Here is a 13,258-nt window from a genome sequence, read left to right as displayed (position 1 = left end):
ATTATTATTGTTACTTACTTTTGTCAATCATATAACCTATATAAAGTTTTTTTGTCTGTAACCTTGAATTGCACTTACTTTTTGTTCGTACATATGCTACAATAGAAATACAAAAAGCGGGGTGATACGGTTGGATTATTCGACAATGTGCCCAAAGTATGAAGCCGCGGCCGACATATTAGGTAAAAAATGGACTGGCAGAATTATTCGGGTTTTGCTTGGCGGGCCTAAACGGTTCAAAGAAATAAAAGAGCAAATTCCCGAGATGAGCGACAAGATGCTAACGGACCGAATGAAGGAGCTCGAGACACAGAACATCATTAACCGGAACGTATATCCGGAAATGCCCGTTCGTATCGAGTATGATTTAACGGATAAAGGTCGTAAACTTCAACCTGTTATTGAATCGATTCAAAAATGGGGAGAAGAATGGATGTAACAAAAAAACCGCGAAGGCGGTTTTTTTTGTTGCTGGACTATGCTTCATTTGTCATATCCTCTATAATCATAAGCAAGAGACGAAGAACGTCCCGTTTATCAGCCGAATTACGGCTATAGCGGGGCGTTTTTTTATGGAGAGGATGATAGATATGAATTTTGAAGCTGCACATCACAATTTTATTATGCATCATCTTAATCAACGCAGAGGCGAACGAAAAGGCCGCTTGGAAAGAGGACATAATCACGCTGAGCTATTGTTCCTTCGCAACGTCTGGTGGCCGCTTCAAGGCAGCTTCGATCATCTGCATCCCGAATATGAAGTGCCGGATTGGCGCGGCCGTTCCTACTTTGCCGACTTTGCCTGGCTTCCCGGTCACGTAAAACTTCTATTCGAAATCAAGGGCTATGCTACTCATGTTAGAGACATGGATAGGCACAAATACTGCAGCGAGCTCAATCGTGAGATGTTCCTGTTTGCTATGGGTTATCATGTGCTCTCCTTCGCCTATGACGACGTTGAGCAGCGGCCTGAACTATGTATATCCATGCTTAGAATGTGCTTGAGCAGATTCCAAACGCGAAGCAGCAGCGCAAGCCGTGTCATGCTTTCGGAGAAAGAGCTCGTACTTCTCGCCTTACAGAACGCACGCTCTATCAGACCCAAAGACGTTGAAAAACATTTCGAGATTGATCATAAAACCGCTATTCTAATGTTACAAAGATTAACTGAAAAAGGTTGGATGCAACCTACCTATGGTGCCAAGCAAGAAAGAATCGTTCGTTATTCACTGACTAAAGACGCCGTTAGCGACTTATTATAATTTAACTGGAGTTTCTCCTGTTATTTATTTAACTTTCGAGTGCACAATACAAATAACTGGAATTTCTCCTGTTAATTTGGCCGCGAACTGACAAGCACTCTAAAAAGGTTAATATTAACAGGAGAAATTCCCGTTAATCGCGATAAAATGCTAATAAGTGCTGAAATAACGGGAGAAAACGGAGCTATTAACCGTGAGTAGTTTTGAAAAGCTCTGAGAGACAGGGGGGCTTGCAAGTAGTTTTGGTGTGCGGTGTGCGGTGTGCGGTGTGCGGTGTGCGGTGTGCGGTGTGCGGGCGGAGTACAGTTAAGTTAGTTCTGATGTGGGGCCGTGTTTGAGTCTTATAGATTTAGGAGGTTAGCCTGCTTATCTCCGTTGCTAGGAGGCAATTGACAAAACGGGCCTTTATCCTTTATCATTAATAATGATTATCAATATCATATATCTGCAAGTGAAGGAACAGATTGCGAGTGCACTACAAATGAGAAAAACTCCTATCGGAGTACTTCGATGATGAGCGACCTACAAGTTTGCACAGCAAACTCGCTTCGGAAGCAAAGAAGTTTTTATCGCCAATCTGAATGATCTCCTTTACGCTTTATCGCTGTACAGTGCTTAAACATTCTGATGTAGTAAACAAGCCCCCGGCATCGCCGAGGGCTTGTGAATGAAGATAATGGCAGACCGGGTGATTACATCCCCAGCCATTTTTTGAACAGGTGCTTCGTTGTATCCTTGTTGATCGCAGCGATCGACGTCGTGAGCGGAATGCCCTTCGGACACGAGCGTACGCAGTTCTGTGAGTTGCCGCAGCCTTCGATACCGCCATCCGTCATAAGCGCGTCGAGACGCTCTTCCTTGTTCATCTCCCCTGTCGGGTGAGCGTTGAACAAGCGAACCTGCGAGATTGCGGCAGGACCGATGAAGCTGTTGCGATCGTTAACGTTCGGGCAAGACTCGAGGCAGACGCCGCAAGTCATACATTTGGACAGCTCGTACGCCCATTGACGCTTCGTCTCAGCCATACGCGGTCCAGGACCAAGATCGTACGTACCGTCGATTGGAATCCAAGCTTTCACGCGCTTGAGCGCATTGAACATACGCTCGCGGTTGATAACAAGGTCGCGAACGACTGGGAACGTGCGCATCGGCTCAAGGCGAACCGGCTGCTCGAGCTTATCGATCAGGGCGCTGCACGCTTGACGCGGCTTGCCGTTGATAACCATCGAACATGCGCCGCATACTTCTTCCAGACAGTTCGATTCCCAGCATACCGGAGCTGTTTTGGCGCCGTCCGCTTTGGTCGGATTACGTTGAATTTCCATCAGACCGCTAATGACGTTCATGTTAGCGCGGTATGGAATTTCGAACTCTTCCGTGTAAGGCGTCGAATCGGGAGTATCCTGCCTAGTGATGATAAACTTAACCGTTTTTGTTGCAACAGTTGTTTGAGCCATCGTTAGTTATTCTCCTTTCTTCTTATCGCTGGAGTAGTCGCGTTTACGAGGTTTGATCAAGCTTACGTCAATGTCCTCATAAGAGATTTGCGGGCCTTCCTTCGTCCACTTCGCAATCGTCGACTTCATGAACGTATCGTCATCGCGTTCAGGGAAATCAGGCTTATAGTGAGCACCGCGGCTTTCGTTACGCATTAATGCGCCAAGCGTCATCGCTTCGGACAGCTCAAGCATATTCCACAGTTGACGAGTGAAAGCAACGCCCGCGTTGTTCCAAGAAGCTGTATCGTTGATGTTAATGTTCGAATAGCGTTGTTTCAGTTCTTTGATCTTGCCGATCGTAGCTTCCAGCTTGTCGTTGAAACGAACGACCGTCATGTTGTTTGTCATCCACTCGCCAAGCTCTTTGTGAATAACGTACGCATTTTCGTTGCCGTTCATTTTTAGAATGCTGTCGTACTTATCGGTTTGGCGTTTCGCCTCGCGATCGAATACCGACGAAGAGATATCTTCAGCCGATTTCTTAAGGCCTTTGATGTACTCCACCGCTTTCGGACCAGCCAGCATACCGCCGTAAATAGCGGAGAGCAGCGAGTTAGCGCCGAGACGGTTCGCACCGTGGTATTGATAGTCGCATTCGCCAGCAGCGAACAGACCTGGGATGTTAGTCATTTGGTTGTAGTCTACCCACATACCGCCCATCGAGTAGTGAACCGCAGGGAAGATCTTCATTGGGATTTTCCGAGGATCGTCACCCATGAACTTCTCGTAGATCTCGATGATGCCGCCAAGCTTAACGTCAAGCTCCTTCGGGTCTTTGTGGGACAAGTCAAGGTAAACCATGTTTTCTTGGTTGATGCCGAGCTTTTGGTCTACGCAGACGCTAAAAATCTCGCGTGTCGCGATATCGCGGGGAACGAGGTTTCCGTATGCCGGGTATTTCTCCTCAAGGAAGTACCAAGGCTTGCCGTCTTTGTAAGTCCAAATGCGTCCGCCCTCGCCGCGCGCCGATTCCGACATCAAGCGAAGCTTGTCGTCGCCCGGAATTGCCGTTGGGTGGATCTGGATGAACTCGCCGTTCGCGTAGTTAACGCCTTGTTGATACACGGCGCTTGCTGCCGTACCTGTATTAATAACCGAGTTCGTCGTTTTGCCGAAAATAATGCCAGGACCGCCAGATGCCAGAATAACCGCATCCGCACGCACCGAGCGAATTTCCATGGAGCGAAGGTCTTGAGCAGACACGCCGCGACATACGCCGTCGTCGTCAATAACAGCGCCAAGGAATTCATAATGCTCGTATTTTGTAACGAGGCCGGCTGCTTCCCAGCGGCGTACTTGCTCATCGAGTGCATACAGCAATTGTTGGCCAGTCGTTGCACCTGCGAATGCTGTACGGGAATGCTTCGTACCGCCGAAACGACGGAAGTCGAGCAAGCCCTCGGACGTACGGCTGAACATAACGCCCATCCGGTCCATCAAGTGGATGATACCAGGCGCTGCGTCGCACATCGCTTTAACTGGCGGTTGGTTCGCTAGAAAGTCGCCGCCGTATACTGTATCGTCAAAGTGCTCCCACGGGGAATCGCCTTCCCCTTTCGTATTCACCGCTCCGTTAATGCCGCCTTGCGCACATACGGAATGCGAACGTTTGACCGGTACAAGAGAGAACAGATCAACGTGTACGCCTGCTTCTGCTGCTTTGATGGTAGCCATCAAGCCTGCAAGACCGCCGCCGACGATGATTATTTTATTTTTTGCCACAACGTTTCACTCCTTGTCCTTAAGACTTACCTATTAATCAGACTAACCGATATTTGTAAGCGCCAATGCGGCACTTGCAGCTTCTTGGAATTCATCGCCTCTGAACGCAACAAGCGAAAGAATGAACAGAGCAGCGACAATTACGAAAACACCCATACAAATGTAGGACGAGATGCGTTGCGCTTTCGGGCCGATAGTAATGCCCCAGCTAATCAGAAACGCCCACAGGCCGTTGCTGAAGTGGAATACCGCTGCCAGTACGCCGATCACGTAGAAGACGAAGTAAGCAGGATTGTTCGCAATCAAGTTCATGGTCGAGCCGAGCTCTTCATGCGTAATGTTGCCGAGGTACACTTGAATTCGCGTCTGGTACACATGCCAGAAGACGAAAATAAATGTAATTACCCCCGTTACGCGCTGCGCTGTGAACGCCCAGTTCCTTCCGTATTGGAAGCGCCCCGTATTCGAATTCGATTGGTAAGCCACATATAGGCCGTAGATACCGTGGAACAATAGCGGGAGGTAAATGCCGAAAATCTCAAGCAGCGTTACCACAGGCATGCTATTGATAAAGTGCACGGCCTTGCCGAAGCCCTCTGGCCCGCGCTCGAACGCTTGATAGTTCGCCAAACCGTGGACGACGATAAAGCCGCCTAGCGGAATGATGCCTAGAAGCGAATGAAGCTTGCGCGAGAAATACGAGTTTCCTTTCATGTTCTTCCTTCTCCTTTCAAGACTGTAGTTGCATACTTTTCCATCTGTAAATTCTAAGCCTCTAAGTTACACCACTTATATGTACTTAGAATTTAGTGCAAAACGTACTTTCACCGCTAGTGACGGTTGAAGCCGTTTCCGCTCATACAAACCATTCACCATTGTAACCCCAGCATGTACCTCCGTCAACAAAACTCGACACAATCTAGCCACACTTTCCATCCTACTCCTTTTCAGCTTATAATGGAATTGCTTATTTTTTATAATTTCTTATAACAAAATGACATAAGGGGATTTTGTCGTGTATGATGAGCTCCATGTATTCTCTGTAATCGTTGAGCAGTCGAGTATGAACAAAGCATCTGCCCTGCTCAATCTGTCGCAGCCTGCCCTATCCCGCAAGATCGCCAAGCTGGAGCAAGACATCGGGTCGCCGCTGTTCCGCCGTATTGGCAAACGGCTAGAGTTGACACGAATAGGCCAGCTTACGTACGAGTATGCGATTGAGCTTAGACAGCTTCATCGCAACTATTTGCAAACGGTATCCGAATTCACCGCGACCGGCCGTTCTTCGCTAACGATCGGCGCAAGCCTCACGACGCTGCAGACGACACTGCCGGATCTGATCCAAATGTTGACGAGCGCACATCCCGAGGTGGATATCAAAGCCGTAACCGGCAAAACGCATGAAATCGTCTCGCTAGTCCGCGAGCATAAGGCCGATATCGGCATCGTCGCTTCCAGTATTGAGGATTCGACGCTGCGCTGCCTGCCTCTCTTCGATGATCATCTGCTGCTCATTCTGCCGCGCAATCAGGTCGTAACCGACAAAGGTTCGCTGGGCATTATGGATCTGGACGGCATGCCGATGATTTTATTCTCCCGCGGAACCTGGTACCGCGTATTGACCGACGAGCTGTTCGATAAGTATCAATTGCAGCCTGACGTTCGAATGGAGATCGATTCCTTCGAAGCTATCCTTCGCCTGCTGCATACATGCCGCGCAGCCACATTGCTTCCGCAATCGTATATGCGCCAACAATTGATCGACGACAATGAGCTTGTTGTCGTACCGATCCGCGAGCTTGAGGATACGAAACGCACGACATCGCTTATTCATGCCGATCCCGCGGGGCTAAGTCCTTCGGTTCGACTGTGGATTAATGAAATTGCGGCCCGCTTCCCGAGCAAGCAAGCTTAACATAATGGACAAAAAACAGCGGCGAAAAGCATTAGCCGCTGTTTTCATCATTTCCAATATATCGCTTTCGAATCCATAAGAACGGCGCTCTATTTAACGGATAACCGTCGCCTCGAATTCCTCGATTTGATCGTTCGTCCCTATAATAACCATAATGTCTCGTTCCGTAAGAACATCTGTTGCCGAAGGAGCAATAATTATACCGTTAGGCTTGTTGATCGCAACGATGCTGCACCCGAATCTTGCCCGGGGATTAAGGTCGCTCAACGACTTTCCGTTCAAGCATTTCGGGACGGCAAGCTCTGCGATCGTATAATCCTTGGATAGCTCGATATAATCAAGCAGGTTTGGCGATACGAGCTGATGCGCAACCCTAATGCCCATATCCCTCTCCGGATAGACGACCCTGTCAACGCCGATCTTCTCAAGCACACGGCCGTGCAGCTCGGACATCGCCTTCGCGACAACCTTCTTCACGCCAAGATCCTTCAATAATATGGCAGTTAGAATGCTCGCCTGAATGTCATCGCCGATCGCAACGACGCCGCAGTCGAAGTTGCGTACGCCTAGCGAGCGAAGCGTCTCCTCATCCGTGCAATCCGCCGATACGGCGTACGTTAGCACGCTGCTCATATCCTGCACCGTTTCTTCATCCTTATCGATGCCGAGCACTTCATGACCAAGCTCGATGAGTTCCCTTCCAAGGCTTGAGCCGAACCGCCCCAAGCCCACAATGACAAACTGACTGCGTTTGATAGCCACCTGTAAATCCCCTATCCAATTGTTATTTTACCTTCCGGATACCGGTACAATTCTTTATCTGTTCCAGGCCCAAGCGCATAAGCGAGCGTTAATGGACCTAGCCGACCGGCAAACATCGTGAATGCAATAATCATTTTGCTAATATCGCTAAGCTCCGGGGTCAATCCAATGGATAGTCCTACGGTGCCGAACGCGGATGTTGCCTCGAACAATATTTTCATGAACGGCTGATTCTCGATCGTTGCAAGAATCATCGTCACGACCACGACGAGCGTTAACGACAAAATCGTAATCGTCAGCGCCTTGAATATGCGGTCCTTGGCAAGCCGATAGCGGAAGAAGACGATATCCTCACGTCCGCGAATCATCGAGATTACGGCGCCGATAAGCACCGTGAACGTCGTGGTTTTAATGCCGCCCCCCGTCGAGCCCGGCGATGCGCCGATGAACATAAGGATGATCGTAAAGAAGACGGTAGCCTGCCTTAGAGCTGTATAATCGAGCGTATTGGCGCCAGCCGTACGCGGTGTAATGGATTGGAATAATGAGGCCCATATCTTGCCTCCCCAATCGAGCGAGCCGAGCGTGAGGGGGTTCGTGAATTCGAAAACAAACAACACAATCGCGCCTAACGCGATCAATGTCCCCGTCATGGCGAGAACGATTTTACTATGCAGCGACAGCTTGCGCTTCTTCCGATATTCCATTAGATCTGACATAACGACGAAGCCGAGTCCTCCGAATACGATTAGCATCATTGCGGCAATATTAACGATTGGATCGGACACATACAGCGTTAAGCTGCGGTAATCTCCGAAAATATCGAAGCCGGCGTTGTTGAACAGCGATACGGCGTGGAAAGCGCCGAAGAAAGCTGCCTTGCCAAGCGGCATATCGAACGAGAACCGGAACGTGAAAAGCAGCATCCCGACGAGTTCAATAGATAGCGAGTAGTAGATGACGCGGCGAATTAGCCTAATAATGCCCTCCATGCTTGTCTGATTCATCGCCTCTTGAAGAATCAGCCTCTCGCGCAGCGATATTTTCCGCCGCAAAACGAGCGCGATTAGCGTTGCCATCGTCATGAAGCCGAGGCCGCCAAGCTGGAACAGCACCATCAGAACGATCTGGCCGGCTGTCGAGAAATAGGTGCCGGTATCGACGACGACGAGGCCGGTCACGCATGTCGCTGAAGTCGCCGTGAACAAAGCGTCTATGAAGTTCAGCCGTTCGCCTGTTGCCGAGGCGAAGGGCAAAGAGAGCAAAAATGCCCCAATGAATATAATGAGCGCGAAGCCGCTAACAAGTATCCTCGGCGGAGACCAGTTCTTCACGTCCCAAATCCATGCGAATTTCATCTTATATTGTGCACCTCAATCTTCGAAAATCTGCTGCGTTATCGTTATAAGCGCACAAAAAAAAGCACTGGAAGCTCAAGTGCTCAAGAAGATGAGTCCTGTTCCAATACGCCTACGAGGTTAGCTGACGGATTCGGGCCTGGACAGGCAGCCCTATTCAATCGCCTGAAGCTGCGCTCCGGCAATGTAGAAATTCACCCCATGCCGCCGGATGCCCGGCAACAATATGGTTCCCCCGTTTTCCTAAGGAAATTCGGCTGTGCTATTCATTTGGTATGACGATAACGATTATAAGCCCAAATACGTCCTTGCATAAAGCTCCCTTTTCTCACATTAGAGGCTATATTCGACCAAAAAGACGCAGTTATGCGCTTCACCTTGCCCTACACTTCATGAACATCGTTATTTCGCGGGTTTATGAAAATAAAGACCTACTTTCAATGGATAATTCAGGGAACGTTGTGATATGGTAGTATAGTATGCTTCATCCTACTCCTATACGCATGAGGTGAACTGATGATCGATTCAATTAAACACAAGGAATGGAAGCGTTACATATGGGCAGCCGTTATTTGTCTTCTAATTTACATGTTCGTCGATATCGTCCCGCTAATAAAGGCGAGCTCTTCAGATGAGCTAGGCGGCAGAGCCATCAGCAAAGCACAAGCAGAGCAGGCAGCCGCGTCGTTCGCCGAGAAGCTCGTAGGACGAGAGGTGGACTCCGCCAAAGCCGTCCATCAATCCGACAAGCTTATGAACGGCTACCTTACGCGCGATGAGCTGACAGAGGCGTATGCTGATCAATACGATAAACAATTTCCAACCGATACGTATCAAGTCGAGGTCGACTTCGAAGGGACAGGCGGCAAAGGATTCGTCTACGTCCATATGCAGAGTGAACGTATCGTGGCCTGGAATCTGCATGGCGGCGAGCCTGTTCGGGACGACGATCCGGAAATCGATAAGCTGAGCATCGCGTTGCTCGAGGAGCAAGGGTTCCGTGCAGAGGAACTTGCAAGCGGAGCGGCCTATCCGAACGGCGAGTGGGGAGTTAGCCCAAGCGACCATTCGATCGGCCAATCGAAGCTGCAAGTGACGATTGCCGTAAGCTTGATCGACGGCAAGCCCGTTATGACGAAATACAAGCCAGCCTTCATTCCGCCGGCAGAGTATAGGGACTATGTGAAAGGCCAAGACAAGTGGGCGCAATTCATGACCGGCTTCGGCTACTTCCTCATGAGCTTTATCCTGTTCGTGCTTGCGGTCATCTACGCCGTCCTTTACCGAGGACATACGTCATTCAAGCGCGGAATCGTACTCACTATCATTTACTTCGTTACGTATGTCATCATCAATATAAACGTACTCGACGGAGTTAGAGCATCGCTAGGCGAAAATGAGCTCGGCGGTCAGACGATTCTGATAACCGCCATATTCACCGTCCTATTGTCTATTCCGATGGCCGGCTCGATCTATATCTCGCTCGTGGCGGGCGACGGCTTGTGGAAGGCGCAAGGACGCGCCTTATGGCCGCGTTTCGGCCAGCCTGGGTACGGAACGTACGTGTGGCGCAGCATGGGGCTTGGCTACTGCTTCGCCGCTATTCTGTTCGCGCTGCAGGCGGCCATCTTCATCGGCTTGAAACTCACGATCGGCACATGGTCGACCAGTGACGTTACGCAATCGCCATACAACATGAGTTATCTATGGCTCATGCCCGTGCTTGCTTGGGCGGCAGCTATATCCGAAGAAGCCGTATTCCGGTTCTTCGGCATCGGCCTGTTCCGCAAATGGTTCAAAAATACGTTCGTAGCAGCCATTATCCCAACCGCATCATGGGCGCTCGGCCACGTCATGTACCCGCTATATCCGTCGTCGACAAGGCTCATCGAGCTTATGATTATCGGGCTCATCTTCAGCTTCATCTTCGTCAGATACGGCTTGATTACGGCGATGTTCACGCATGCGATATTCAACAGCGTCGGCGTAGCGCTTACTATCGTTACCGTCGGTTCGGCGTTCGATATCGCATCAGGCATTTTCTTCGTTATTCTGCCGATTCTAATCGCATATGTGATTAAGTATTTGGACGATAAAAAAGAGAAGAAACCGCCGATTACGACGATTCCTCCTCATTTAGAGCAGCAATAATTTGTCCAGCCAGCTTTTCCCCGATAGAGAGAGGCCTGAAGTCTTCGACGGAGGCCTCTTTTATTTTGCGGATCGAGCCAAAATGCTTGAGCAGCAGCTTGCGCCGCTTCTCGCCAATGCCGGAAATCAAATCGAGCTTCGATTCGACCATCGACTTGGCGCGCTGCTCGCGGTGGAACGAGATCGCGTAGCGATGCACCTCGTCTTGTATGCGCTGAAGCAGATAGAACTCCTGACTGTCGCGCGGCAGAGGCACAACCTCAGGCGGGTCGCCCGTCATGAGCTGCGCCGTCTTATGCTTCGCATCCTTCACGAGTCCGCAGACCGGAATGGATAAGCCTAGCTCGTTCTCCAGCACGTCCAGAGCGGCCGATATTTGCCCTCTGCCGCCGTCGACGACGATTAGATCAGGCGGCGTCAGCTGCTCCTTAAGGACGCGCTCATAGCGTCTGCGAATGACTTCGCGCATCGTTTCGTAATCGTCGGGTCCTGTTACGGTCTTCACCTTATATTTGCGGTATTCTTTCTTGTCCGGCTTGCCGTCCGTGAAGACGACCATCGCCGATACTGGATTCGTCCCTTGAATGTTCGAGTTGTCGAATGCCTCAATGCGGTGCACCTCGGCTAATCCTAACCAATCGGCAAGCGACTCGGACGCCTTCACGCTGCGTTCCTCATCTCGGGCAATCAGTCTGAACTTATCCTCAAGCATGACCTTCGCATTCTCCATCGCCATAGAGACGACTTCGCTCTTGCGTCCGCGCTGCGGCATGAGTACCTTCACCTTAAGCCAGCTGTGCAGCGAAGCCATCACATCATCCGCACGCGAGCCTGCAGCCGCTTCTTCGGATTCGGCGTCACCGTTCAACGAGGCCGCAGACGGTTGCTCCTCAGCTTGCTCCAGCTCAGGAGGCAGCGGCAAGAAAATTTGCTTAGGCAGCGCTGGATTGTCGCTATAATATTGCGTGACGTACGTCATGAAGTCATCATACTCTTCGCCGTAATAAGGGAATGTCGACGCGTGACGTTCGATCATTTTGCCATGGCGCATATAAAGAATTTGTACGCACATCCAGCCCTTCTCTACCGCATAACCGAATACGTCGCGGTCAAGCGCATCGGAGAGCGTAATTTTCTGCTTCTCCATAACAGCCTCGATCGCCACGATCTGATCGCGGAATTCCTTTGCCCGCTCGAATTCGAGCTCCTCGGCTGCCGATTCCATCTTCCGCTGCAGCTCCGCCTTCACGACATCCTGGCCGCCGCCGAGGAAACGGGTAATTTCCTGAACCATCGTGTCGTAGGACTGCTGCTGCACCTCGTACTCGCATGGAGCGAGACATTGACCTAGATGATAATATAGACATACTTTGTCCGGCAGCGTCTTGCATTTCCGCAGCGGATAGATCCGCTCAAGCAGCTTAAGCGTCTGCTGTGCCGCATAAGCGTTCGGATAAGGGCCGAAGTACTTCGCTTTATCCTTCACGACACGCCGCGTCACCTCTAGGCGCGGATGCTTCTCGCTCGTTATTTTAATATAAGGAAACGTCTTGTCATCCTTTAGCAACACGTTATAGCGCGGATGATATTGCTTGATGAGATTGCACTCCAGAATGAGCGCTTCCATATTGCTGCCGGTCACGATAAATTCGAAATCGCGTATTTCCGAGACGAGACGCTGCGTCTTCGCGTTGTGGCTGCCGTTAAAATAGGAGCGCACGCGATTCTTCAATACTTTCGCTTTGCCTACATATATAATGACGTCGTCGCCGTTCTTCATCAGGTAACAGCCCGGCCCGTCGGGAAGCAAGGCTAGCTTGTTTCGTATAAGTTCTTTTGCTGCTATTAACTGCTGATCCATGCTCGCACCTCCGATTGCCATACAATCCTGTTCACATTTTAGCATAAAAGGGCGTAATTTTGTCTCATATTTGTCACGACTGGTTGCTTTACAATTGTTCGACTGTTTCGGTATACTAATATAAGTTGAAATAGCCGATACTGTAGGAGACGACCGCTTGCGGCTGTCGCTGCAGCATCCGGTCTTTCAAGGAGGACGTCTACGATGGAAAACGTAAGAGATCCGCGCGAGCACTTCAATGAAGAGCCGCGCCACGACTTGATGGACGTCGTATTCGGCTTTGGCGGCATGCTCGGTTTCATGACCGTAGTATTCGCTGTAGCTGTAATCGTTAAGTTCATCATCTCGTAAAACATTTAAGGGAGGATAGGCCGCTAGGCTTATCCTCCCTTAATATGTAATTGCCAACATACAAACAAAGAGCTTCGATACCAAGGCTAAGCTAGCCTTAGGAATCGAAGCTCTTCTTCTTGAATTGGACTATTGAACAATTCGCAAGCCGTCACTAGCTGCTGCGTTGTTATCGCGGCCTTTGGTCGACTGCTGCTCGGATTGATTTTGCTTCGAAGAGGGTTGATCGTATCGTGTGCGTTCCAATCGATCAATCTGTACGATTCGGCCGTCATGAACGGTAATCGTAACATGCCCGTAGTGCAATCCGCCGACCTGCTCCGCAATTCGCTCCAGCCACTGTTGATCTACTTCCAACGGTTTCGCCATAATGAATC

General features: G+C 50.1%; 12 protein-coding genes and 1 riboswitch. Of the genes, 5 read left to right on the top strand and 7 right to left on the bottom strand.

The features are described from left to right. The first annotated feature begins 145 nt into the window (after window positions 1-145). Complete coding sequence (locus AC1DF0_RS10920; RefSeq protein WP_442050310.1) at window positions 146-439, top strand: winged helix-turn-helix transcriptional regulator; 294 nt, start codon at window positions 146-148, stop codon at window positions 437-439. A gap of 151 nt (window positions 440-590) precedes the next feature. Beyond that, window positions 591-1,262, top strand: a complete 672-nt coding sequence (locus tag AC1DF0_RS10915) for a hypothetical protein (RefSeq protein WP_477573930.1) — start codon at window positions 591-593, stop codon at window positions 1,260-1,262. A 692-nt stretch (window positions 1,263-1,954) separates the two neighbouring features. Here AC1DF0_RS10915 and sdhB read toward each other — a convergent pair. The 3 genes from sdhB to AC1DF0_RS10900 are packed head-to-tail and all read right to left on the bottom strand — an operon-like array spanning window position 1,955 to window position 5,197. Next, window positions 1,955-2,719 carry a succinate dehydrogenase iron-sulfur subunit gene (gene sdhB / locus AC1DF0_RS10910; protein ID WP_442051757.1) on the bottom strand — a complete coding sequence of 255 codons (765 nt, stop codon included), beginning with the start codon at window positions 2,717-2,719 and terminating at the stop codon, window positions 1,955-1,957. A 6-nt stretch (window positions 2,720-2,725) separates the two neighbouring features. Then, window positions 2,726-4,483, bottom strand: a complete 1,758-nt coding sequence (gene sdhA, locus AC1DF0_RS10905; protein ID WP_475823545.1) for a succinate dehydrogenase flavoprotein subunit — start codon at window positions 4,481-4,483, stop codon at window positions 2,726-2,728. A 42-nt stretch (window positions 4,484-4,525) separates the two neighbouring features. Next, window positions 4,526-5,197, bottom strand: coding sequence for a succinate dehydrogenase cytochrome b558 subunit (locus AC1DF0_RS10900; protein WP_442051755.1), 672 nt, complete (start codon window positions 5,195-5,197; stop codon window positions 4,526-4,528). Between the two features lie 301 nt (window positions 5,198-5,498). On the opposite strand from AC1DF0_RS10900, the gene AC1DF0_RS10895 reads away from it, so the two are divergent. Then, a complete protein-coding gene (locus tag AC1DF0_RS10895) occupies window positions 5,499-6,398 on the top strand; it encodes a LysR family transcriptional regulator (protein WP_442051754.1) in 900 nt (299 codons plus the stop codon). Between the two features lie 93 nt (window positions 6,399-6,491). On the opposite strand, the gene AC1DF0_RS10890 is transcribed toward AC1DF0_RS10895, so the two are convergent. Together AC1DF0_RS10890 and AC1DF0_RS10885 are read right to left on the bottom strand one after the other, a co-directional pair. Continuing rightward, window positions 6,492-7,154, bottom strand: coding sequence for a potassium channel family protein (locus AC1DF0_RS10890; protein ID WP_337098427.1), 663 nt, complete (start codon window positions 7,152-7,154; stop codon window positions 6,492-6,494). A gap of 17 nt (window positions 7,155-7,171) precedes the next feature. Then, window positions 7,172-8,518 (bottom strand): TrkH family potassium uptake protein, encoded by a 1,347-nt coding sequence (locus tag AC1DF0_RS10885; protein WP_477573929.1) that lies wholly within the window; start codon window positions 8,516-8,518, stop codon window positions 7,172-7,174. Between the two features lie 94 nt (window positions 8,519-8,612). Then, a riboswitch (cyclic di-AMP (ydaO/yuaA leader) is annotated at window positions 8,613-8,787 on the bottom strand. Window positions 8,788-9,034: 247 nt separating this feature from the next. On the opposite strand from AC1DF0_RS10885, the gene AC1DF0_RS10880 reads away from it, so the two are divergent. Further along, window positions 9,035-10,669, top strand: a complete 1,635-nt coding sequence (locus tag AC1DF0_RS10880; RefSeq protein ID WP_477573928.1) for a lysostaphin resistance A-like protein — start codon at window positions 9,035-9,037, stop codon at window positions 10,667-10,669. Here the strand turns inward: AC1DF0_RS10880 and uvrC are convergent. Continuing rightward, window positions 10,635-12,530: an excinuclease ABC subunit UvrC gene (gene uvrC / locus AC1DF0_RS10875; protein WP_477573927.1), complete on the bottom strand. Its 1,896-nt coding sequence runs from the start codon at window positions 12,528-12,530 to the stop codon at window positions 10,635-10,637. The two genes, AC1DF0_RS10880 and uvrC, sit on opposite strands and share 35 nt — an antisense overlap. Before the next feature lie 204 nt (window positions 12,531-12,734). On the opposite strand from uvrC, the gene AC1DF0_RS10870 reads away from it, so the two are divergent. Further along, a complete protein-coding gene (locus AC1DF0_RS10870; RefSeq protein ID WP_337098051.1) occupies window positions 12,735-12,881 on the top strand; it encodes a YqzM family protein in 147 nt (48 codons plus the stop codon). 129 nt (window positions 12,882-13,010) lie between these two features. Here AC1DF0_RS10870 and AC1DF0_RS10865 read toward each other — a convergent pair whose 3' ends face one another. Then, a complete protein-coding gene (locus AC1DF0_RS10865; RefSeq protein ID WP_337098052.1) occupies window positions 13,011-13,250 on the bottom strand; it encodes a YezD family protein in 240 nt (79 codons plus the stop codon). Window positions 13,251-13,258: the final 8 nt, after the last annotated feature.

It is taken from the genome of Paenibacillus sp. 05T425 (genome assembly GCF_056396205.1).
This window is presented reverse-complemented; position numbering and strand designations above follow the sequence as displayed.